Origin of the sequence: Plantactinospora sp. BC1 (assembly GCF_003030345.1) — a bacterium.
Taxonomy (GTDB): Bacteria; Actinomycetota; Actinomycetes; order Mycobacteriales; family Micromonosporaceae; genus Plantactinospora.
In genome coordinates this window covers 2927020-2949428 of record NZ_CP028158.1, presented here as the reverse complement: position 1 = coordinate 2949428, position 22409 = coordinate 2927020, and the positions used below count along the sequence as shown (strand labels likewise).

The following is a 22409-nucleotide window of genomic DNA, read 5'->3' as shown; positions in this document are numbered from 1 at the left end:
GTCCGGCGGGGCCACGGCGGTCGCGCGCCCGGGGTGTGGTCAGTCCCGGCGTGTGGTCAGTCCAGGTTGGGCGGTGACATCCGGACCCCGGTCAGCGCCGCGCCGAGCAGGCTGACCAGTTCCACCCGTTCCGCCGGGTCGAGCACCCCGTACGCCTGCGCCACGATCCGGTCGGCCACCGACTCGGCCCAGAGCCGCCGCCGGACCAGCGGCCCGACCGGCGGGTACGGCGGCGACCAGCCGTACGCCACCGCGCCGGACTCGCCCTCCGGGCCGGCGAGGATGATCTCCATCGCCGTCATCCCGGCCGCGCGTACCGCCATCAGGCTGGCCCCGGAGTAGTACTCGAAGAGCAGGTGCAGCAGTACCGCCGCCCGCGCGGCCGGGGCGGCGTCCGCCGGTACGGGCATGCCGCGCCAGGCCGCGAAGAGCGGCATCCCGGTGGCGTCGGCGGCCACCACGACCGGTTCGACCAGCTCGATCAGCCGGGCGATCGGCGGGAAGCCGGCCAGGTAGTCGATCCCCCAGCGGCAGCACTCGGCCCGGCTGACCTCCGCCACGGCGCTCGGGGTGGCCACCCGGACGGCGGTCTCCCAGCCGTCGGCGACCGCGTCGGGCGAGAGGATGCCGATCGCGGCGGCGACGGTCTCGGTGCGTACGTCGCCGAGGACCGCGCCTCGGCCGGTCACCAGGAACGCCCAGCCGGAGATGCCCATCTGGCGGGCCCGGCGCAACGTGCGGGGGCACTCGATGAAGGCGCTGCCCAGCTTCAGCACGGTCGGCCTGGCCGCACCGGCGGCCTGCTCGGGGGTCAACGACACTGCCTTCCGGTCTGAGTTCCGGGTTCCGCCCGCGTCACCCGGTTGAGTCTGCCTCGCGGATCGGCATTTGGGCAGCCCCGGCCGCCAGCCGCGCCGAAGCGACTCGCCGGGCGGCTCCGGCCGGACGGGTCCGCGCCCCCGGCGGGGGCACTCCGGACGGTCCGAGGCGGAAGCGGCGGCGGTGGTGGTAGTGACGGTGTGTCGGGTCAGGGCGTGTCGTCGCCGTCCTCCGCGGCCGCCTCGACGGCCGCCTGCACCTCGCCGGCCCGGCGCCGGGCGGCGACCGCGCCCCGCTCGGCGGCCCGCCGCGCCAGTTTGCGCCGGCCGGACTCCTGTTCGGCGGCGGTGCGGCGTCGTTCCAGTTCGGCCAGTTCGGAATCGATCGCGGCCAGCGCCGCCACGGCGTCCCGCTCGGCCGCCACCGCCTCGGCCAACTCCGCCTCGGCCCGCTCCTGCCGGGTACGCGCCTCGGCCAGCGCCCGGTCCAGGGTACGGCGACGGGCGGCCCGGGCGGACTCCTCGGCCCGGGCGGCCCGGGCGGCCGCCCGCTCGGCGGTCGAGCTGCCCCGCCCACCGGCGTCCTCCGGTCGCGCCGTCCCGCCTCCGGCACGCCGGCCCCGCGCGGTACCGGTCCGGGCGCGACGGCCCGGCTCGGTGGACTCCTCAACGGCCTCCCCGGCGGCCTCCCCGACCGACTCGTCGACGGCGCCGCCGGTCGGCTCGTCGGCGTCCGGACCGCCGACGATCAGTCGCAACTGCGGTCGGGGTACCTCGCCGAAGCCGGCGTAGCTGGTCGCCCGGACCAGCCGGCCGGACCGGGCCTGCTCGGCGACCTCGACGTCGGCCAGCGCCGCGTTCAGGGTCGCCTCCACCTCGGCCAGTGGGAGCTTTCCGGCGGCCAGCCGGGGATCCGTCTCCTCGGCGAGGGTCCGGGCCTGGCCGACCAGCGCGCCCACCACGCCCCGCCGCTGCGCGGAGAGTTCCCGCAGCCGGTCGCCGCGCAGTTCGCGCTGGGCGCCGCGCAGCGCGGCGGAGAGTTCGACCAGTTCGGCCATCAGCTCCGGGCGGCGCAGGGCCAGCAGGTTCACCAGCCAGGCCGCCACGGTCGGCTTGCGCAGCTTGGCGATCTCCCGGGCCGTGGCCGGGTCACCGGCGGCCCGGGCCGTGGCGACCGCCTCGGTGCGGGCCGCGACGAAGCCGTCCGGCGGGGCGGCGTAGAGCCGTTCCACGAGGTCACGAGGGAGGCCGGGCATGGTCCTGATTCTCCGGGATTCAGCCGCCGAGGGCTGCGGGCACCGGGCCGGCGGGAGTGTCGCCGGCCTCCTCGTCCAGTGTGGACGCGTACCTGGTCAGTCGCATCGAGACTCCTCGGTCACCGAATCGTGGTGTCCCCAGCGCAGTCTGCCGGAACCGGGTGGACTTCGCGGCGCGTCTGACGGAACGCCTCTACGGGGGACGGACGAACGGAGGGGACATGACCAGACGAAGTGGGACGGTGGCCGGACGCGGCGGGATCCTGGCCGGACGCGGCGGGGCCGTGGCCGGGTCGGGGCGGCGCCGGCTGGCCGGGCTGCTGGGCGCGGTGGCGCTGGCCGCCGCCCTGGCGCTGACCGGTTGCGGCGCCGACGGGGGCGACGCCGCCGGTACCTCGGCGGCGGACGCCCCGGCCGGCGGTGCCGAGCAGGGGGCACAGCCCGGTGCGGCCGAGGTGCCGTTGGCCGGGGGCGGAGAGCCGCAGGCCGGCCAGCCGGCGAAGGAACCCGCCACCGATCTGGGGGTGGGCCAGCGGGCGATCGTCTACACCGGCTCGGTCACCGTGCGGGTGGACGACGTGGCGGCGGCTGCTGCCCGGGCGGTGGGCATCGTGAGCGGTGCCGGTGGCTTCGTCGGCGGCGACGACCGGAGCAGTGACGCGTCGCGTTCCGAGGCGACCCTGCAACTGCGGGTCCCGGCCGACCGGTTCAGCGCGGTGGTGGACGAGATCGCCCGGCTCGGCGAGCAGTTGCGCCGGGAGGTGAAGAGCGACGACGTCACCGAGGAGACGCTCGACCTGGACGCCCGGATCGCCACCCAGAAGGCGAGGGTGGAGAGCGGCCGGCGGCTGCTGGCCCAGGCGAAGTCCCTCTCCGAGCTGGTGATGCTGGAGAGCGAGCTGGCCAAGCGGGAGGCGGATCTCGCCTCGCTGGAGGCGAAGAAGCGCCGGCTGGCCGACCTGACCGCGCTCTCCACGGTCACCGCCATCCTGCTCGGGCCGAACGCACAGGTGCCGGAGGACGACGAGCCGGCGACCGGGTTCCTCGCCGGGCTGGAGGGCGGCTGGAAGGCGTTCGTGGTGTCGTTGCGGGTCCTGCTCACCGTGCTCGGCGCGCTGCTGCCGTGGGCCGTCGGGCTGGGCCTGCCGGTGCTCGGGGTGGTCTGGCTGCTCCGCCGGCTCCGCAGGCGGCGCTCCCGGCCGGCGCCGTCGGCCCCACCCCGGACCGCGCCCACGGTCCCGGCCCAGGCGTCGGCCCCGCCGGACTGAGCCGTTTCTCCGGGTACGCCGGGAGCCGCCGCCGCGGTGCCCGGCGTACCCCGGACTAGCCGGCCAGGGCCTTGAGCGCGGTCTGCACCAGCAGCCGTACGCCGACCCCGATGGCCCGCTCGTCCACGTCGAACGTCGCCCGATGCAGGTCGACGTTGGCCGCCGCCCGCCCGACGCCGAGTCGGGCCAGCGCGCCCGGTACGTGCTCCAGATACCAGGAGAAGTCTTCGCCGCCCATGCTCTGCGGGGTCTCGGCGATCCCGGCCGGGCCGGCCGTGGCCGCCGTGGCGGCGGTGAGCACCCGGATCGCCCCGGCGTCGTTGACCACCGGCGGACGCCCGCGCAGGTACTCGATGTCCACGGTGGCGCCGGTCGGGGCGATGACGTCCCGGACCACCTGGGCGACGATCTTCGGCGCCTGGTCCCAGGTGTCCCGGTCGAGCACCCGGAGCGTGCCGGCCGCCATCGCCTCGTTCGGGATGACGTTGTACTGGGTACCCGCCGAGGCCTGGCCGAAGACCAGCAGCAGTCCGCTGTTCGCCGGTACCCGGCGGTTGACCAGCGCCGGCACCTCGGTGACCAGCCGGCCCAGCGCGTCGACCAGGTCCACGGTCAGGTGCGGCCGGGCGGTGTGCCCGCCCGGCCCGGCCAGCCGGACGGTGATGTTGTCCGCCGCCGCCGTGATCGGGCCGACCCGGAGGCCGACCTGCCCGACCGGCAGGTTGGGGTCGCAGTGCAGGGCGAAGATCTGGGTCACGTCGGTCAGCCCGCCGGCCTCGATGACCTCCAGCGAGCCGCAGGGCAGGATCTCCTCGGCCGGTTGGAAGATCAGCCGGACCCGCCCGTCCAGCTCACCCCGCCGGGCGAGCTGGGCCAGCAGCAGACCCACCCCGAGCACGACCGTGGTGTGCACGTCGTGTCCGCAGGCGTGGCAGGCACCCTCCACCGTGGACCGGTAGGGTACGTCCTTCACGTCGGTCAGTGGCAGTGCGTCAAGATCGGCCCGGAGTGCGACCACGGGTCCGGACGCCCGCCCGTCGATGTCGCAGATCACCCCGTTGCCCTTCGGCAGCAGGCGCGGCTCCAGGCCGGCGAGTGCCAGTTCCCGGGCGATCAGCGCGGCGGTGTCGAACTCCCGACCGGAGAGTTCCGGGTGGGCGTGCAGGAACCGGCGGGTCGCGATCAGGTCGGGCAGCCGGACGTCGAGCGTCCGGTCGAGCCCGAAGGGCAGGGGCTCGGCCCCGGGCGGCGTCTCGGATTCCGACGACGCCGGCTGGCTGCCGGTCGGCAGTTGCAACGCACTCGTCACGTCGAATTCTCGATCACTGTGGATGGGATGGGACTCGGACAGCCTAGACCGCCGACGGTGACGCTGCGCAACCTCGTTCTGGTAGTGATCAGACAGCACAGCGTCACGAAAGCCCTGGTAGAAGCGCTCGGCAACGTACGGAGGGCTACCTATCCCGCCATCAGACCCCGCCATCTGTGCCACACCTCCTACAACGCGTGACGGTTTCACCGGTCACGATCTAGCTCGGCAGCAACGCCACCTGCCCGATTTGTCGAGTTGTCCGACGGTCCTCGGGCAGACGAGGGTGGAACACCACCGGGTGGGGTGGCGGGGGTCCTCCAGGGTGACAGTCGGTGTCAAACGGGCCGCGCACTGGCTGTCCGTCGTCTACCGGCCGGGCCCGACCACCTCCCGATACCCGAAAAACCGCGCCGGCACTCCAGAGGCCGCCGATCCACCCGAAAGGGGCACCTGCCCAGCGCGCGGACGAGCCGCCCGGAGATCTCCGCCGCGGTCGCGGACGGTCAGAACCGGTCGCTGGGCCGGTACGTCCCCCATACCTCGCGCAGCACGCCGCAAACCTCACCCACGGTGGCCCGGGCCCGCAGCGCCTCCTTCATCGGATAGAGCACGTTCCCGGTACCCGAGGCGGCCGTGCGCAGGTCGGCGAGGGCGCGCTCGACGGCGCCGCCGTCCCGGTCGGCCCGCAGCCGGGCCAGCCGCTCCCGCTGGGCCGCCTCGATCGCCGGGTCGACCCGGAGCGGCTGGTACGGCTCCTCCTCGTCGACGGTGAACCGGTTGACCCCGACCACCACCCGGTCACCGGACTCGATCTCCTGCGCCACCCGGTACGCCGACGACTCGATCTCGCGCTTCTGGAAGCCCGCCTCGATCGCCTCCACCGCCGAGCCGTACTCGGCGACCCGGGCCATCAGCTCCCGCACCCCCGCCTCGATCTCGTCGGTCATCGACTCCACCACGTACGAGCCGGCGAACGGGTCCACGGTGGCGGTCAGGTCGGTCTCGTAGGCCAGCACCTGCTGGGTACGCAGCGCCAGCCGGGCCGCCTTCTCCGTGGGCAGCGCGATCGCCTCGTCGAAGCTGTTGGTGTGCAGCGACTGGGTGCCGCCGAGCACCGCCGCGAGGCCCTGCACGGCGACCCGGACCAGGTTCACCTCCGGCTGCTGGGCGGTGAGCTGCACCCCGGCGGTCTGGGTGTGGAAGCGCAGCATCAGCGACTTCGGGTTCTGCGCGCCGAACTCGTCCCGCATCAGGTTGGCCCAGATCCGCCGGGCGGCCCGGAACTTCGCCACCTCCTCCAGCAGGGTGGTCCGGGCCACGAAGAAGAACGACAGCCGGGGTGCGAAGTCGTCCACGGCCAGGCCGGCGGCGAGCGCCGCGCGGACGTACTCCAGGCCGTTGGCCAGGGTGAAGGCGATCTCCTGCACCGGGGTCGCCCCGGCCTCCGCCATGTGGTAGCCGGAGATCGAGATGGTGTTCCACCTCGGCACCTCCTCGCGGCAGTAGGCGAAGGTGTCGGCGACCAGCCGCAGCGACGGCTTGGGCGGGAAGATGTAGGTGCCCCGGGCGATGTACTCCTTCAGGATGTCGTTCTGGATCGTGCCGTTCAGCGCCGAGCCGGGCACCCCGGACTCCTCCGCCACGAGTTGGTAGAGGAGCAACAGCACCGAGCCGGGGGCGTTGATGGTCATCGAGGTGGAGACCCTGTCCAGCGGGATGCCGCCGAAGAGGGTGCGCATGTCCTCGACCGAGTCGATCGCCACGCCGACCTTGCCGACCTCGCCGTGCGCGATCGGGTGGTCGGAGTCGTAGCCCATCTGGGTGGGCAGGTCGAAGGCGACCGACAGGCCCATGGTCCCGGCGGCGAGGAGCTGGTGGTAGCGCGCGTTGGACTCGGTGGCGGTGCCGAAGCCGGCGTACTGGCGCATCGTCCACGGCCGCGAGGTGTACATCGTCGGGTAGACGCCCCGGGCGTACGGGAACTCGCCGGGCGCACCGAGCCGGGCGTCCAGACCTGCCGGTACGTCGGCGGCGTCGTAGACCGCCTTGATCGGGAAACCCGACTCGCTCGACCGACCTTCACTCATGACCGGCATGGTAGGCCCGACCCGCTGACCTGGCTCCGCTGGGCCGAATCGGCAGCGCCGCAGGGGGCACCGGAGGCGTCCGGGCGGACTCGACCCGACGTCGGCGCCCCGGTGAGCGGGCCGGTACGCCCCGTCGACAAACACGAACGCATGGTGAGGTGGCAACCACGTACGGTCGAGTTCTCGGGAACTCCGGCGGTTGTCTTTCCCTTCTGCGGTCGGAACCCGCAATATAGGGGGGTTCTGTCCTGTGCCCCCTCGATTCTCTTCGGTGGCTTTTCTGTGACTCAGATCCCGACGTGGAGTGGCGGACCGGCCAATCCCACCAACGGACGTGCGGCACCCGGCATCACCATCGGCGGTCGGTACTCGTTGCGGGCGGCGGTCGGCCACGGCGGCATGGGCACCGTGTGGCGCGCGGCCGACACCCTGCTGCGCCGCGACGTGGCGGTGAAGGAGGTCGTACTCCCGCCGGGGCTGGCCCCCAGCGACCGCGACGCGATGTACGAACGCACCCTCCGCGAGGCGCGGGCCGCGGCGGCCCTGCAACATCCGGCGGTGGTGCAGGTCTACGACGTGGTCACCGAGGGCGGGCGGCCGTGGATCGTGATGGAGCTGCTCGACGCGCGCAGCCTCGCCGACATGGTGATCGAGGACGGACCGCTGGCGCCGCGCGCCGTCGCCAAGATCGGCATCGCCCTGCTCGGCGCCCTTGAGGTGGCGCACGCGATCGGGGTGCTGCACCGCGACGTCAAGCCGGCCAACGTGCTGATCTGCTCCGACGGTCGCTGCGTGCTCACCGACTTCGGGGTGGCCCGGATGCCGACCGACGTCCAGCTCACCACCCCGGGCATGGTGCTCGGCTCGCCGCACTTCATCTCGCCGGAACGGGCCATGGGCCAGGACTTCGGCCCGCCCAGCGACCTCTTCTCGCTCGGCGTCACCCTCTACACGGCGGTCGAGGGGCGGCCGCCGTTCGACAAGGGCGACCCGATCGAGACCATGCACGCGGTGGTGGAGGACCCGCCGGCCCCGCCGGTCCGGTCCGGGGCGCTGACCCGGGTGCTGCTCGGGCTGCTGGAGAAGGATCCGGCCCGCCGGCTCGACGTGACCGCCTCCCGCACCATGCTCCGCGAACTGCTGGCCGGCCCGCTGGCCAGCAATGCCGCCGGGCACATGGTCACCGATCCGTACGCGGTGGTGCCGAGCCAGCGTTCGCCGTGGCAGCAGCCGGCGGGCGCTCCCCAGTCACCGGCGCCGGCCGGATCCCGGCCGGACCGGTCCGGCCGGCCGGCGGCCAACGGCGAGATCGGCGGCTCGGCGATGCTCGCCCCGGGCGAGTCCCTGACCGAGCGGATCGCCCGCAGTTCCCGTGACTCCGCCAGCTCCAACCGGCCCCCGGCGGCCGGCGCCAACCCGCTGGACACCCCGACCGGGGCGATGCCGGGCTCGGCCGGCCGGCGCAGCGGGCCGCTCCACACGCCGACCGGTGCGATGCCCGGGACCGGCGGCCGGGGCGGCACGGTGCACACCGCCAGGGGTGGCGGCGTGGGCCGCGGCCTGGCCGGCGCCCGGCAGGCCGGCGACTCGGTGGTCCGGACGGTCCAGGGTTGGCCCCGGAAGATGCAGCTCGCCGTGGCCGGCGGGGTCGCCGCGGTACTGCTGGTCAGCATCGTCGCGCTCTCCATCGGCGGCGACGACCCGGCCGACACGCCGCCGCCGCAGGCCGGACCGACCAGCCAGGCCCCGGTACCGGCGTCCTTCGCCACCCAGCCGCACGACGAACGCGGAGTCTCGCTCAACGTACCGAAGGACTGGAAGAAGGCGGCCCCGAAGAAGGCCGTCTACATCGACTACACCGATCCGGACGGCAGCGGACGACGGGTCCGGGTGCTGGTCGAGGACTTCAAGGGCGACAGCTCACGCCGCTGGGCGGAGATCGCGGCGAACGGATTGAAGTCGAGCAAGAGCTGCGCCAAGCCGTACCGGCAGGTGGGGCTGACCGACGAGGAGCTGAGCGGCAAGCCCGCCGCGCAGTTGGAATACACCTGCGGTGACGGCGACGAGCAACGGCACGGCATCTGGCGTGGACTGGTGCAGGGCGGCAAGGTGTACTCCTTCTACCTGACAACCCCCGACGCCCGGTTCGAGGAGAGCAAGCCGATCTTCGACGAGATGGTCAAGTCGTTCCGGCTCGGCAGCGCCGGCTGACGCCTTCCCACCCGGCCCCGCCTCCGGCGTACACCACGCCGGGGCGGGGCCGGACTGCGTCCGGGGGTGGCCGGCGTGCTATCACAGTCCGATGGTGGCGAAACCGAAGCAGCCCGACGGCATCTCCCCGGACGGGTCCCCCGACGAGCTGACCGGGCTGCGGGCCCGGGCGCAGGCGTGGCTCGACGACGACCCCGATCCGGCGACCCGGGACGAGCTGCGCGGGGTAATCGACCGGCTGCCGGCGACCGCCGCCGAGCTGGCCGACCGGTTCGCCGGGCCACTCACCTTCGGCACCGCCGGGCTGCGGGGTCCGCTGCGCGCCGGCCCGAACGGGATGAACCTGGCCGTGGTCACCGCGGCCGCGGCCGGGCTGGTCGGCTGGCTCGCCGGCCGGGACGCGTCCGGTCCGCTGGTGATCGGGTACGACGCCCGGCACGGCTCGAAGGAGTTCGCCGAGCGGACCGCCCGGGTGGCCACCGGTGCGGGGCGGCCGGCCCTGCTGCTGCCCCGGCCGCTGCCCACCCCGGTGCTGGCGTACGCGGTCCGGGCCCTCGGTGCGGTCGCCGGGGTGATGGTCACCGCCAGCCACAACCCGCCGCAGGACAACGGCTACAAGGTCTATCTGGGCGCCTCGACCGGCGGCCTCCGGGGCGCGGGGGCGCAGATCGTGCCCCCGGTGGACGCCGAGATCGAGGCGGCGATCCGGGCGGTCGGGCCGCTGGCGGCGGTACCGCTGGGCGGGGCCGGGACGGTGCTCGGTGACGACACGGTCGCCGGGTACGTCCGGGCCACCGCCGGGCTGATCGACCCGGACGGGCCGCGCGGGCTGACCGTGGCGTACACCCCGCTGCACGGGGTGGGTGCCGCCGTACTGACCTCGGTCTTCGCCCGGGCCGGGTTCGGCGTGCCGGGGATCGTCGCCGAGCAGGCCGAGCCGGATCCGAACTTCCCCACCGTCTCATTCCCCAACCCGGAGGAACCGGGCGCGACCGACAAGCTGGTCGCGCTCGCCCGGCAGATCGGCGCGGACATCGCGCTGGCGAACGACCCGGACGCCGACCGGTGCGCGGTGGCGGTCCCCGACCCGGTACGCGGCTGGCGGATGCTGCACGGCGACGAGGTGGGGATCCTGCTGGCCGACCATCTGGTCCGGCAGGGCCGCACCGGCCTGTACGCCAGCACGATCGTCTCGTCCTCCCTGCTCCGGACCTTGTGCGCGGCGCGTGGCGTGCCGTACGGGGAGACGCTGACCGGGTTCAAGTGGATCGTCCGGGCCGAGGCCGGCGACGCCGAGCTGGCCTACGGCTACGAGGAGGCCCTCGGCTACTGCGTCGCCCCCGACCAGGTGCGGGACAAGGACGGGATCAGCGCCGCGCTCACCTTCGCCGAACTGGCGGCGACGCTCAAGGCGCAGGGGCGGACCGTGACCGACCGGCTCGACGAGTTGGCCGGCGAGTTCGGGGTGCACCTGACCGACCAGCTCTCGGTCCGGGTCGACGACCTGGGCGAGATCGGCAAGACGATGGCCTACATCCGGGGGAAGACCCCGAAGACCCTGCTCGACGAGCCGGTGACCTCGGTCGAGGACCTGACTCCGGCGGCGGACGTACTGATCCTGCGTACCGACTCGGCCCGGGTGGTGGTCCGGCCGTCCGGGACCGAGCCGAAGCTGAAGGCGTACCTGGAGGTGGTGGAGCCGGTGGTCGACGGCGACGTGCCGGCGGCCCGGGAGCGGGCCGCCGCCTCGGTCCGCGCGCTGCGCACCGAGACCGCCGCGGCCCTCGGCATCTGGTAGCCGGCCGCCCGCCGGCCGGGTGTCGGGCGGGGGCGGCCGGCGGTCAGCTCCGGCTGCCCAGCGCGGCGTCGATGGCCCGGGAGAGCGCGGCGATCACCAGCGCCACCGAGGGGCGGATGGTGGACTCCTCCAGGCTCCCCCCGTCGGTGAAGCCCGCACTCCGGGCGATCTCGGTCAGCCGCTTCCGGGCGTCCTCGGCGGCCGGTCCGGTCAGTCCGAGGCTCGGCTGCACCCGGATCGCCGCCATCACGGCGGCGAGCGCGGCGGTCCGCTCGTCGGGTACGGCCTCGCCGGTCAGCGCGGCCGTCAGCCGGCCCCGGATCTCGGCCTCGACCGACGGGTCGAGCACCGGGTAGCGGTGCACGTGGATGTAGCCGAGTTCGGTCTCGTCGACGTCGCTGATCACGCCCCGGGTGCAGAGGTCGCTCAGGATCCGGTCGCGCAGCCCGTGCCGGAGCCGCTGCACCCAGGAGGCCGGTGTGTGCGGGGTGTCCGCCGCGATCCGGGCGAGCACGTCGTCGGCGATCGGGTCGCCGGTCGGCGTGGGGTCGGTGGCCACGATCGAACCGTCGGAGAAGGCGACCCGGCCGGCGAGCGCGAGATCGACCAGCACGGCGGCGGCCATGCCGAGGTCGAGCCCGATCCGGGAGCCGGTCGCCTTGCCGGACTTATCGTCGTAGCCGAGCAGCAGCAACTCCTCGGCCAGCCCAACACCTGTCATGGCCCGGAACGGTAGCCGTTCCGCGCCAGCCGCGCATGTGTCCCGGCCGGACCGGTGGACGCTCGGCCCGGAATCCGGAACCGGTCGGGCTGGAATCAGAACCGGGGCATGCCGCCGAACTGCCGGTCACCGGCGTCACCGAGCCCCGGGACGATGAACATCTGGTCGTTGAGCCGCTCGTCGATCGCGGCGGTGACCAGTCGCAGCGGCAGCCCGGAGCGGTCCAGCCGCTCGATGCCGGCCGGCGCGGCTAGCACGCAGAGCACGGTGATGTCGGTGCAGCCCCGGTCGGCCAGCAGCCGGCAGCAGTGCTCCAGCGAACCGCCGGTGGCGACCATCGGGTCGAGTACCAGCACCGGCCGGCCGGTCAGGTCGGTCGGCAGCGACTCCATGTAGGCACGCGGCTCGTAGGTGTGCTCGTCCCGGGCCAGCCCGACGAAACCCATCGACGACTCGGGCAGCAGGCCGAGCGCCGAGTCGGCCATGCCGAGCCCGGCGCGGAGCACGGGTACCAGCAGGGGCGGGTTGGCCAGCCGGGTGCCCTGGGTGGGTGCCACCGGCGTGTCGATCGGGAACTGTTCGACCGGCAGCGAGCGCGCGGCCTCGTACACCAGCATGGTGGTGAGTTCGTGCAGCGCGGCGCGGAACGACGCCGAGTCGGTCCGGGCGTCGCGCATCACGGTCAGCCGCGTCTGGGCTACGGGGTGGTCAACCACGAGTACGTCCACGGTCGCTCAACCTACCGCTAACCTCTGGCGGGACCTCGTCCCGGTCGCCCGCTCCCCGGGCCGGTGGCGCCGGCGCCCGACCGGCGGCTATGGCCAAGATCACACGCTCGGGCCGGTGCGTAGACTTGCCGCCATGACGGCGACAGCGGCGTCGGCGCGCTCCGACCTGACCGAGGTGGGGCGTTCCGAGGCGACCCTACGGGCCTTCCTGCACGGCCTACCCGGCGTGGACCAGGTCGGCGCGGAACAGCGGGCGGCGATGCTCGGCACCCGCTCGATCAAGACCACCGCCAAGGCGTGGGCGATCGACCTGGCGATCCGGATGGTCGACCTGACCACGCTGGAGGGCGCCGACACCCCCGGCAAGGTACGCGCGCTCGCCGCCAAGGCGCTCCGCCCGGACCCGGCCGACCCGTCCTGCCCGCCGGTCGCCGCGCTCTGCGTCTATCCGACGATGGTTCCGGTGGCCGCCGAGGCGCTCTGGGGCCCGACGGCCCGACCGGCCGGCGACGCGGGCCGGGTGCACCTGGCGAGCGTGGCCACGGCCTTCCCGTCCGGGCAGGCGCCGCTGGAGGTCCGGCTCGCGGACACCCGCGCGGCGGTGGCCGCCGGGGCGGACGAAATCGACATGGTGATCAACCGGGGCGCCTTCCTCTCCGGCCGCTACCAGGAGGTCTACGACGAGATCGTCGCGGTGAAGGCGGCCTGCGGGGACGCCCACCTCAAGGTCATCCTGGAGACCGGCGAGCTGGTCACCTACGACAGCGTCCGGCGGGCCTCCTGGCTGGCCATGCTGGCCGGCGCCGACTTCATCAAGACCTCGACCGGCAAGGTGCCGGTGGCCGCGACCCTGCCGGTCACCATGGTGATGCTGGAGGCGGTCCGGGACTTCCGGGACGCCACCGGCCGGCAGGTCGGGGTCAAGCCGGCGGGCGGGATCCGGACCACCAAGGACGCGATCAAATACCTGGTGCTGGTGAACGAGACCGCCGGCCCGGACTGGCTGCACCCCGACCAGTTCCGGTTCGGCGCCTCCAGCCTCCTCAACGACCTGCTGATGCAGCGCACCAAGTTGACCACCGGCGTCTACTCCGGCCCCGACTACTTCACCCTGGACTGACGATGTTCGAATACGCCCCGGCGCCGGAGTCGCGCGCCGTCGTGGACCTGAAGCCGTCGTACGGGCTCTTCGTCGACGGCGAGTTCGTCGAGCCGGGTGACGGCGGCACGATCAAGTCGATCAACCCGGCCTCCGAAGAGGTGCTCGCCGAGGTCGCCGAGGCCGGCCCCGGCGACGTGGACCGGGCGGTCCGGGCGGCCCGCCGGGCGTACGACGAGGTCTGGGGGCCGATGCCGGGCCGGGACCGGGCCAAGTACCTGTTCCGGATCGCCCGGATCATCCAGGAGCGGGGCCGCGAGCTGGCCGTGCTGGAGTCGCTGGACAACGGCAAGCCGATCCGCGAGTCCCGGGACGTCGACGTCCCGCTGGTCGCCGCGCACTTCTTCTACTACGCCGGCTGGGCCGACAAGCTCGGCCACGCCGGCTTCGGCCCGGACCCGCGCCCACTCGGCGTCGCCGGTCAGGTCATCCCGTGGAACTTCCCGCTGCTGATGCTCGCCTGGAAGATCGCCCCGGCGCTGGCCGCCGGCAACACGGTGGTGCTCAAGCCGGCCGAGACCACCCCGCTGAGCGCCCTGCTCTTCGCCGAGATCTGCCAGCAGGCCGACCTGCCGCCCGGGGTGGTCAACATCGTCACCGGGGCCGGCGAGACCGGCCGGGCGCTGGTCGAGCACGACGGGATCGACAAGGTCGCCTTCACCGGCTCCACCGAGGTCGGCCGGCAGATCGCCCGCTCGGTCGCCGGCACCCGCAAGAAGCTCACCCTGGAGCTGGGCGGCAAGGCGGCGAACATCGTCTTCGACGACGCCCCGGTCGACCAGGCCGTCGAGGGCATCGTCAACGGCATCTTCTTCAACCAGGGCCACGTCTGCTGCGCCGGCTCCCGGCTGCTGGTCCAGGAATCGGTGTACGACGAGGTGCTCGCCTCGCTCAAGCGCCGGATGGCCCGGCTGCGGGTCGGCGACCCGCTGGACAAGAACACCGACATCGGCGCGATCAACTCGGCGGCCCAGCTCGACCGGATCCGGACGCTCAGCGAGATCGGGTCGAGTGAGGGGGCCGAGCGCTGGTCCCCGCCGTGCGAGCTGCCGGACCGGGGCTTCTGGTTCGCCCCGACCATCTTCACCGGGGTCAGCCAGGCACACCGGATCGCCCGGGAGGAGATCTTCGGGCCGGTGCTCTCGGTGCTGACCTTCCGGACCCCGGCCGAGGCGGTGGAGAAGGCGAACAACACGCCGTACGGGCTCTCGGCCGGGATCTGGACCGACAAGGGTTCCCGGATCCTCTGGATGGCCGACCGGCTGCGCGCCGGAGTCGTCTGGGCGAACACGTTCAACAAGTTCGACCCCACCTCGCCGTTCGGCGGCTACAAGGAGTCGGGCTACGGCCGAGAGGGCGGCCGGCAGGGGCTGGAGGCGTACCTCGATGTCTGAACGGGTGGCGGTACGCAAGACGTACAAGCTCTTCATCGGCGGGAAGTTCCCGCGCAGCGAGTCGGGGCGGTCGTATCCGGTGCAGAACTCCAACGTGGCACTCGCCTCCCGCAAGGACGTCCGGGACGCCGTGCTCGCGGCGCGGGCGGCGGTCAAGGGCTGGTCGGGTGCGACCGCGTACAACCGGGGGCAGATCCTCTACCGGGTCGCCGAGATGTTGGAGGGCCGGCGGGACCAGTTCGTCGGTCTCGGTGTGCCGGCCGACGAGGTCGACGAGGCGATCGACCGCTGGGTCTGGTACGCCGGCTGGGCCGACAAGCTGACCCAGGTGTACGGCAACGCCAACCCGGTCGCCGGGCCGTACTTCAACATCTCCGCGCCGGAGCCGACCGGGGTGGTCGGGGTGCTCGCCCCGGCCGAGCCGGCGCTGCTCGGGCTGGTCAGCGTGGTGGCCCCGGCGATCGTCACCGGCAACACGGTGGTGGTACTGGTCGCCGAGGCGAGCCCGCTGCCCGCGATCACCCTCTCCGAGGTGCTGGCCACCTCCGACCTGCCCGGCGGGGTGGTGAACCTGCTCACCGGCCGGCCGGCCGAGACCGCGCCGTGGCTGGCCGGGCACATGGACGTGAACGCGCTCGACCTGACCGGGGTGGACGATCCGGGGCTCGCCGCCGAGCTGGAGCGGGCGGCGGCCGGAAACCTCAAGCGGGTGCTCCGGCCGGCGGCCGGGCCGGTCGACTGGACCGCCGATCCCGGCATCGGCCGGATGACCGCGCTGCTGGAGACGAAGACCGTCTGGCACCCGAAGGGCGTCTGAGCCGGGGGCCGGAGCCGCGTCACATGGCGGCCACCGGGGCGGAGACTATACGACAACGGGTAGTAGAATTGCCGCGTGACGCGACTCGGTGATCTCGAACGTGCGGTGATGGACGTGCTCTGGGACCGGGGTACCGGTGCCGGGGCGACCGTCCGCGAGGTGGCCGAGGCGTTGCGGGACCGTGAGCTGGCGTACACCACGGTGATGACGGTGCTCGACCGGCTCGCCGGCAAGGGCATGGTCGAGCGGGAACGGGAGGGGCGGGCCTGGCGCTACCGGCCGGCCGCCAGCCGCGAGGCGCACATCGCCCGGCTGATGCTCGACGCGCTGGATCTGGCCGGCAGCCGGGACGCCGCGCTGGTCCGGTTCGCCCGCTCGGTGACCGGGACCGAGGCCGAGGTGCTGCGCGCGGCGCTCGACGAGGAGGCCGACGAGTTCCCGGCCGCGTCCGACCGGCCGCCGGCCGCGGAACGGCAGGGCTGAGCCGATGCTCTACGCCGCGCACTTCGCGCTCGCCGTGCTGGCCTGCTATCTCGCCGCCCAGGTGCTGGCCCGTTCCGGCCGGCTCGGCGCGGGGTGGGCGTGGCACAGTCCCCGGGTCGCGATCGTCTGCTGGCAGTTCGTCGGGCTGGCGCTGGGGCTCTCCGCGATCGGGCTGCCGATCTCGCTCGGGCTCGCCCCGTACGGCCAGGGCACCGGTTCCGCACTGCGCTCGCTCGCCGGTGACCTCTTCGGCGGTGGCGACCTGCCGCCCGGCCTGGGGGTGACCCATCTCGGCCTGGTCGGCATCGGGCTGGGGGTGGCGGCGGTGCTGCTCGGCTCGACGGCGCGGAGCCTGCTCGGCGCGCTGCGCGCCCAGCGCCGGCACCGGGACCTGCTGACCCTGGTGGCCCGGGACGACCCGGCCGCCCCCGGCGCACTCGTGCTCGACCACCCCAGCGCGGCCGCGTACTGCCTGCCCGGGGTACGCCCGCAGGTGGTGGTCAGCGCCGGCACCCTGAGCCTGCTCGACCGGGCGCAGCTCGCGGCCGTACTCAGCCACGAGCGGGCGCACGCCGACGAGCGGCACGACCTGGTGCTGCTTCCCTTCACCGCGCTCTGCCGGGCACTACCCGGCGTCGGCTGGGTACGCGCGGCACACGACGCCGTCGCCCTGCTGGTGGAGATGCGGGCCGACGACAAGGCCCGGCGGCTGCACGCCGACGGCCCGCTCGCCGCCGCGCTGCTGCGGTTCGCCAGCGCGGGTGCCCGGGTCACCCCGGCCGGTGCGCTCGGGGTCGCCGACGGTGAACTCGACGCCCGGGTGCAGCGCCTGCTGGAGGTACGCCGACCGGGCCGGCTGCCCGGCGCGACCGCGCTGGCGCTGGCGACGGCCCTGGTCACCCTGCCGGTGTCGCTGTTCCTGCACTGAGTCGTCGGGCATCTACTACATCTCGTAGTAAACTGGCCCTGTCACGGAAGCTGCCCGAAAAGATGCGTGGGAAATGGGTCTTCGACGGTCGCCGGCCACGCCGGACGGACGGGGTGATGCCGCCGGCATCGCCCCGGTTCCCACCGTCGCCGGTCCCGGCACCCACCCCGGCATCGCCCCCGCCGCCGGCAGCGCCGCGGACGCCGGTGCCGGGCGGCGCGCAGGTCCACCCGGCCCGGCCGATCGCCGGCCTCCCGCTGCGGCCGATCGCCAGCCTCCCGGCCCCGCCGATCGCCAGCCTCCCGCTGCGGCCGATCGCCGGCCTTCCGGTGCGGCGGTGAGTCGCCGCCCGTTCGATCCCCGCCTGCTGCGCCGGGTGCCCGGCGCACGGCGTCAGCTCGGACTGCTCGGCGTGCTCGGCGTCGTCGCCGCCGGACTCGTCATCGCCCAGGCCACCACCCTCGCCATCGTGCTGGCCGAGGCGGCCGGCGGGCACCTCGACCGGGCCGCGCTGGCCGGCTTCCTGGCCAGTGTGGCCGGCCGGGCGGCCCTGCTCTGGGCGCAGGGCACCCTGGCGGCCCGGACCGCCGCCACGGTCAAGGCCAGCCTCCGGGCCGACCTGCTCGCCGCCGTCGACCGGCGCGGACCCGCCTGGCTCTCCGGGCAGCGCGGCGGTCAGCTCGCCACCCTGGCCGGGCGCGGTTTGGACGCGCTGGACGCGTACTTCACCGGCTACCTGCCGCAGCTCGTGCTGAGCATCACGGTGCCGCTGGCCGTACTGGCCCGGCTGTTCCTCGCCGACTGGAGTTCCGCCCTGGTGATCGCGGCGACCCTGCCGCTGGTCCCGATCTTCGGAGCGCTGCTCGGCTGGCAGGCCCAGGCCGCCACCGAACGCCAGTGGCGCCGGCTGGCACTGCTCGGCGGCCACTTCCTGGACATGCTGCGCGGGCTGCCCACCCTGCACCTGTTCGGCCGGGCCCCCGCCCAGGTGGCCGTGGTACGCCGGATGGCCGACCGGCACCGCCGCGCGACGATGCGGACGCTGCGGATCGCCTTCCTCTCCGCGCTGGTACTCGAACTGGTCGCCACCCTCTCGGTCGCCCTGGTCGCGGTGCCGGTCGGCCTGCGGCTGCTCGGCGGCGGGCTCGCCCTGCAGACCGCGCTGCTGGTGCTGCTGCTCGCCCCCGAGGCGTTCCTGCCGCTGCGCGCCGCCGGCAGCCAGTTCCACGCCAGCCAGGAGGGACTGACCGCGCTGGACGAGGCGCTGACCCTGCTCGGCCCCGAGCCGCCCGCCGGCAGCACCGCCGCCCGGGCTCCGGCCGCGCCGGCCGCCGTGCGCACCGGCGACCCGGGCGGCCGGGACGGCGAACACCCACCCACGCCCGGCGGGCACGGCGGGCACGGCGGACAGAGCGAGCACGCCCGGCACGGCGAGATCAGGTTCGAGTCCGTGACCGTGGAATACCAGCGCGGCATCGCGCTGCGGGACGTCACCCTCACCATCCGGCCCGGCGAACGGATCGCGGTCGTCGGACCGAGCGGCGCCGGCAAGAGCACCCTGCTGAACCTGCTGCTCGGATTCGTCACCCCCAGCAGCGGGCGGATCACAGTCGGCGGTACCGACCTGGCGACGCTGGACCTGGCCGGGTGGCGCCGGCAACTGGCCTGGGTACCGCAGCGGGCCCACCTGTTCGGCACCTCGCTGGCCGACAACATCCGGCTCGGCGCACCGGACGCGCCGATCGGGGCGGTCCGGGACGCGGTCCGGGCCGCCGACCTGACCGAGGTGGTCGCCGACCTCCCCGACGGTCTCGACACCCGGCTCGGCGAGCGCGGCCACGGGCTCTCCAGCGGGCAGCGGCAGCGGGTGGCGCTGGCCCGGGCCTTCCTCCGGGACGCCCCGATCGTGCTGCTCGACGAGCCCACCGCCCGGCTCGACGCCGGTTCCGAGGCGGCCGTACTCGCGGCCACCCGACGGCTGGTCGCCGGCCGTACGGCCCTGCTGGTGGCGCACCGCCCGACGCTGCTGGCCGAGGCGGACCGGGTCTTCCGGGTCGAGGACGGACGGGTGACCGAGCAGGAGCCGGTCGCGGCGCTGCCCCGGGAGGTGGTGGCGTGAGACTGCGTCCCGAACGGACCGTCTGGCGGCTGGCCCGCCCGTACCTCGGTCGGCTGCTCGGCGCCGGCCTGCTCGCCGCCGGTACCGAACTCGCCGGGCTGGCCCTGCTGGCGACCGCGACCTGGCTCCTGGTCAGCGCCGCCGGCCGACCCCCGCTGGACACCCTCACCGTGGCGATCGTCGCGGTACGGGCCCTGGCGATCGGCCGGGGCGTGCTGCGCTACACCGAGCGGCTGGCCGGGCACGACGCCGCGCTGCGGGTCGTCACCGAGGTTCGGGCCCGGGTCTTCGCCGCGCTGGCGGCCCGGCGCACCGCCGCCCCGCAGCGCTCCGCGGACCTGCTCAGCCGGCTCGTCTCGGACGTCGAGGCGGTGCAGGACCTGCTGCTCCGGGTGCTGGTCCCGGGGGCGGCGGCCAGCCTCGTGGGCCTGCTCGCCGTGCTCGGCGCCTCCGCCGTCGCCCCGCTCGCCGGGCTGGCGCTGGCCGGCGGGCTGCTGCTGGCCGGAGTCGTGCTCCCGGCGCTGGCGGCGGTGCTCACCCGGCGTACCGCCCACCGGGTGGCGCCGTTGCGCGGCGCGCTCGCCGGGGACGCGGTGGACCTGACCGCCGGCGCCGCCGACCTGGCCGCGTTCGGCGCGACCGGAGCGGCGCTGGACCGGGCGGACGCCCGGGCCCGCGAACTCGCCGGGCTGGAGCGCCGGACGGCGGCGCTGGGCTGGGCCGTCGACGGTCTCGGAGTACTGGTGGCCGGTGCGACCAGCGCCGCCGTACTGACCGTGGCGTTGCGGGCGGGCGTCTCCGGGGTACTCGTCGGGGTCCTCGCGGTCGGCACGCTCGCCGCCGTCGAGGCGGCCCTGGCGCTGGTCGGCGCGGCCCGGCACTGGACCCGGCTGCGCGCCGGCCTGACCCGGGTGGCCGACCTGCTGGTGGACGCCCCGGCGGAGTCGGCGGCGACCCCGGGCGTCGGGTCCGGTGACGGCTCCGGGACGGCGCGGGTGGCCCGACGCTGGCACTGCCGGGTCGAGGGGGTGAGCCTGCGGTACCGTCGCCCGGGCCCGCCCGCGCTCGACGGGGTGAGCCTCGACCTTCCGGCGGGGAGCCGGATCGCCGTCGTCGGTCCGAGCGGTGCCGGCAAGAGCAGCCTGCTCGCCGTGCTGACCGGGATGGTCCGGCCGGACCACGGCCGGGTTCTGCTGAACGGCGTCGACCTGCCCGACCTCCCCGTCGAGCGGCTGCCCCGGATCGTCGGCGGGCTCCTCGCCGAGGCACACGTCTTCCACGCCACCGTCCGGGAGAACCTCCTGCTCGGCCGGACCGGCGACGACCCGACCGGCGGGACCGACGAGGACCTGGTCCGCGCGGCCTCGGCGGCGGGCCTGCTGGACTGGGTACGCCAGCAGCCCGCCGGCTGGGACACGATGGTGGGCGAGGACGGCGGTCAGCTCTCCGGCGGGCAACGTCAGCGGCTGCTGCTGGCCCGGGCCCTGCTCGCCGCCCCGGCCGGAATCCTGGTGCTGGACGAGCCGACCGAGGGTCTCGACCCCACGGCTGCCGACGCGGTGCTCGGCTCGGCGACCGCGTACGCCGGCCCGGACCGCACCGTGGTACTCGTGACGCACCGACTGTCCGGTGTGGACAGGTACGACGAGGTCGTCGTCCTCGACCAGGGGCGGATCGTCGACCGGGGCAGCCACGCCGAACTCGTCGACCGACCGGGCTGGTACCGCGACCAGTGGCTACGCCAGACCGGCGCGGAACGGGACTATCTGGCGCTCGGCGGCTGAGCCCGGCGCGGACGCCTCAGGCGGGTGCGCCGGGGGTGGGTGCTCCGCCGAGGAACTGCCCCACCGTCGAACTGAACTCCTGCCAGCTCGTCCGCTCACCCGCCAGGGCACGCTGCCCGGCACCGGTCAACTCGTAGGTCCGGCGCTCGCGGCCGTTGACCGTGCTCCAGGCGCTGCTGACGTAGCCGGCCCGCTCCAACCGGCGCAGCGCCGGATAGATGGTCCCGGTTGGCAGATCGAGCACGCCGCCGCTGCGGGCCCGGAGCGCCTCGATGATCGCGTAGCCGTGCAGCGCCCCCCGCTCAAGCACCGCGAGCAGCAGCGCATCGAGATGGCCGTGCAGCGCCTGGGCGTTCATAGGTAGTAAGCCTACTAATATATGCGGCGAAGTCCAACGGGGTGCCGGCATCCACGCCCGCCGCCGGCCTACTAGGGTGTGTGCGCAGAGTCACCGATCCGCCGGCACCCTCGCCGGGTCGGGTGCCCACATCGAGCGCACACGGAGGTCAGCGTGGCCCGCCAGTCGTCCCACCGGCCCGAAACCGACGAGCCCGGAAACGAGCCCGTCGGAAGCGACGGGGCTGTCGACCCCGGGCAGATCGACGCCGGCTCCTCGGAAAGCAGCGACGACACCGCCGGCACCGGCGACGCCCCGGCGACGTCCGGCACGGCGGACCGTTCGCTGTGGGAAGAGGTCCGGATCGACCCGGTCGAGATCGCCCTCCCCTCGGGCTCCGGCTTCACCCTGCGGGCGTACCGCCCGGCCAGCGAACTGACTCTGACCGACATCGAGGACCGGGAGCACGACGACCTCTTCGCCAGCCGGTCCCGGCGGGCCGAGGTCGACGAGGACGAGGACGACGACGAGACCGTCGTGATCCTCGACGAGGAGGTCGCCGACCAGTTCGCCGAGGCGGAGAAGGAGGAGGCGGAGCGGGACGGCAAGTCCGGGGCCGCCGACCCCGACGCCGAGGCGGCCGAGACGGAGGCCGAGGAGGAGGACGAGGGCGAGGAGGTGCCGGCCTTCCTCACGTACCGGGGGAAGCTGCTGCTCTTCAAGAGCCCTGAGGCTCTCGTCACATTCGTCCGGTCCGGCGCGCCGCACGATCTGGCCGACCTGGACACCTGGGACCAGCTCGTCGAGCGGATCACGCCGGCCGACGTCGCCCCGCTGGACGAGGACTCCTACGAGCTCGACCTCGTGGTGGAGAACCTCCGCGGCGGGCACGACGTCTGGGACTCGACGCTGCTCATCGAGGCAGGTGAGGTGGCCCGCGACCTGGCCTACGCGCTCCGGCTGCCGGCCGTACTGGATATGCTGTCACCCGGCTCCAGCCTGGACGACCTCGACGAGGCGCTCCGGGCCACCGTGGCCGGCGGCCTCGGCGGATTCCGGGGTCGGCGGCGACTCAAGAAAATCGGGGCACAAACCGCAAGTCTCGGGTGGCGCACGATTATCGGCAAGATCTCTGCCGCCGTGGACTGGCGCGACTGACCCCTCACCAGGGAGCATCAGTCTTTGGCAC

18 protein-coding genes are annotated in these 22409 nt (G+C 74.3%); 11 read left to right on the top strand and 7 right to left on the bottom strand.

The genetic code is table 11. From position 1 onward, the window contains the following. Positions 1–56 precede the first annotated feature (56 nt). Together C6361_RS12645 and C6361_RS12640 are read right to left on the bottom strand one after the other, a co-directional pair. Positions 57–815: a hypothetical protein gene (locus C6361_RS12645; RefSeq protein WP_107263801.1), complete on the bottom strand. Its 759-nt coding sequence runs from the start codon at positions 813–815 to the stop codon at positions 57–59. Positions 816–1027: 212 nt separating this feature from the next. Further along, positions 1028–2074, bottom strand: coding sequence for a hypothetical protein (locus tag C6361_RS12640; protein WP_107267854.1), 1047 nt, complete (start codon positions 2072–2074; stop codon positions 1028–1030). Between the two features lie 263 nt (positions 2075–2337). Between C6361_RS12640 and C6361_RS12635 the strand changes: the two genes are divergently transcribed. After that, positions 2338–3342 (top strand): DUF4349 domain-containing protein, encoded by a 1005-nt coding sequence (locus tag C6361_RS12635; RefSeq protein ID WP_369931423.1) that lies wholly within the window; start codon positions 2338–2340, stop codon positions 3340–3342. Between the two features lie 55 nt (positions 3343–3397). Here the strand turns inward: C6361_RS12635 and C6361_RS12630 are convergent, their stop codons facing one another. Then, positions 3398–4651 carry an amidohydrolase gene (locus C6361_RS12630; protein ID WP_107257792.1) on the bottom strand — a complete coding sequence of 418 codons (1254 nt, stop codon included), beginning with the start codon at positions 4649–4651 and terminating at the stop codon, positions 3398–3400. A 506-nt stretch (positions 4652–5157) separates the two neighbouring features. After that, positions 5158–6741 (bottom strand): methylmalonyl-CoA mutase, encoded by a 1584-nt coding sequence (locus C6361_RS12625; RefSeq protein ID WP_107270917.1) that lies wholly within the window; start codon positions 6739–6741, stop codon positions 5158–5160. A gap of 282 nt (positions 6742–7023) precedes the next feature. Between C6361_RS12625 and C6361_RS12620 the strand changes: the two genes are divergently transcribed. After that, a complete protein-coding gene (locus C6361_RS12620; protein ID WP_107267853.1) occupies positions 7024–8952 on the top strand; it encodes a serine/threonine-protein kinase in 1929 nt (642 codons plus the stop codon). Between the two features lie 91 nt (positions 8953–9043). Next, entirely contained in the window at positions 9044–10750 is a 1707-nt protein-coding gene (locus tag C6361_RS12615; RefSeq protein ID WP_107267852.1) for a phospho-sugar mutase, read from the top strand. 43 nt (positions 10751–10793) lie between these two features. Here the strand turns inward: C6361_RS12615 and C6361_RS12610 are convergent, their stop codons facing one another. Both C6361_RS12610 and upp read right to left on the bottom strand, forming a co-directional pair. After that, positions 10794–11471, bottom strand: coding sequence for a GPP34 family phosphoprotein (locus C6361_RS12610; RefSeq protein WP_107257789.1), 678 nt, complete (start codon positions 11469–11471; stop codon positions 10794–10796). 95 nt (positions 11472–11566) lie between these two features. Next, a complete protein-coding gene (upp, locus tag C6361_RS12605) occupies positions 11567–12199 on the bottom strand; it encodes a uracil phosphoribosyltransferase (protein ID WP_107267851.1) in 633 nt (210 codons plus the stop codon). A 133-nt stretch (positions 12200–12332) separates the two neighbouring features. Between upp and deoC the strand changes: the two genes are divergently transcribed. From deoC to cydC, 7 genes are all read left to right on the top strand, one after another. Further along, positions 12333–13319, top strand: coding sequence for a deoxyribose-phosphate aldolase (gene deoC, locus C6361_RS12600; RefSeq protein ID WP_107257787.1), 987 nt, complete (start codon positions 12333–12335; stop codon positions 13317–13319). Between the two features lie 2 nt (positions 13320–13321). Continuing rightward, positions 13322–14752 carry an aldehyde dehydrogenase family protein gene (locus C6361_RS12595; RefSeq protein ID WP_107267850.1) on the top strand — a complete coding sequence of 477 codons (1431 nt, stop codon included), beginning with the start codon at positions 13322–13324 and terminating at the stop codon, positions 14750–14752. Continuing rightward, complete coding sequence (locus tag C6361_RS12590) at positions 14745–15569, top strand: aldehyde dehydrogenase family protein (RefSeq protein ID WP_107257785.1); 825 nt, start codon at positions 14745–14747, stop codon at positions 15567–15569. Before C6361_RS12595 ends, C6361_RS12590 begins: the two co-directional genes overlap by 8 nt. A gap of 75 nt (positions 15570–15644) precedes the next feature. Continuing rightward, entirely contained in the window at positions 15645–16052 is a 408-nt protein-coding gene (locus C6361_RS12585) for a BlaI/MecI/CopY family transcriptional regulator (RefSeq protein WP_107257784.1), read from the top strand. Between the two features lie 4 nt (positions 16053–16056). After that, positions 16057–16980, top strand: coding sequence for a M56 family metallopeptidase (locus C6361_RS12580; RefSeq protein ID WP_107257783.1), 924 nt, complete (start codon positions 16057–16059; stop codon positions 16978–16980). A gap of 337 nt (positions 16981–17317) precedes the next feature. Next, complete coding sequence (gene cydD / locus C6361_RS12570; RefSeq protein WP_107267848.1) at positions 17318–19099, top strand: thiol reductant ABC exporter subunit CydD; 1782 nt, start codon at positions 17318–17320, stop codon at positions 19097–19099. Beyond that, positions 19096–20883 carry a thiol reductant ABC exporter subunit CydC gene (gene cydC, locus C6361_RS12565; protein WP_107267847.1) on the top strand — a complete coding sequence of 596 codons (1788 nt, stop codon included), beginning with the start codon at positions 19096–19098 and terminating at the stop codon, positions 20881–20883. Before cydD ends, cydC begins: the two co-directional genes overlap by 4 nt. 16 nt (positions 20884–20899) lie before the next feature. Here the strand turns inward: cydC and C6361_RS12560 are convergent, their stop codons facing one another. Then, a complete protein-coding gene (locus tag C6361_RS12560; RefSeq protein WP_107257780.1) occupies positions 20900–21241 on the bottom strand; it encodes a PadR family transcriptional regulator in 342 nt (113 codons plus the stop codon). 153 nt (positions 21242–21394) lie between these two features. On the opposite strand from C6361_RS12560, the gene C6361_RS12555 reads away from it, so the two are divergent. Beyond that, positions 21395–22378 (top strand): DNA primase, encoded by a 984-nt coding sequence (locus C6361_RS12555; protein WP_107257779.1) that lies wholly within the window; start codon positions 21395–21397, stop codon positions 22376–22378. The last annotated feature ends 31 nt before the right edge of the window (positions 22379–22409 follow it).

Coding starts and splice junctions, on each gene's coding strand:
- C6361_RS12625 (WP_107270917.1), bottom strand. CDS start 6,741: ATGAGTGAAGGTCGGTCGAGCGAGTCGGGTTTCCCGATCAAGGCGGTC.
- C6361_RS12610 (WP_107257789.1), bottom strand. CDS start 11,471: ATGACAGGTGTTGGGCTGGCCGAGGAGTTGCTGCTGCTCGGCTACGAC.
- C6361_RS12595 (WP_107267850.1), top strand. CDS start 13,322: ATGTTCGAATACGCCCCGGCGCCGGAGTCGCGCGCCGTCGTGGACCTG.
- C6361_RS12590 (WP_107257785.1), top strand. CDS start 14,745: ATGTCTGAACGGGTGGCGGTACGCAAGACGTACAAGCTCTTCATCGGC.
- C6361_RS12615 (WP_107267852.1), top strand. CDS start 9,044: ATGGTGGCGAAACCGAAGCAGCCCGACGGCATCTCCCCGGACGGGTCC.
- deoC (WP_107257787.1), top strand. CDS start 12,333: ATGACGGCGACAGCGGCGTCGGCGCGCTCCGACCTGACCGAGGTGGGG.
- C6361_RS12580 (WP_107257783.1), top strand. CDS start 16,057: ATGCTCTACGCCGCGCACTTCGCGCTCGCCGTGCTGGCCTGCTATCTC.
- C6361_RS12640 (WP_107267854.1), bottom strand. CDS start 2,074: ATGCCCGGCCTCCCTCGTGACCTCGTGGAACGGCTCTACGCCGCCCCG.
- C6361_RS12560 (WP_107257780.1), bottom strand. CDS start 21,241: ATGAACGCCCAGGCGCTGCACGGCCATCTCGATGCGCTGCTGCTCGCG.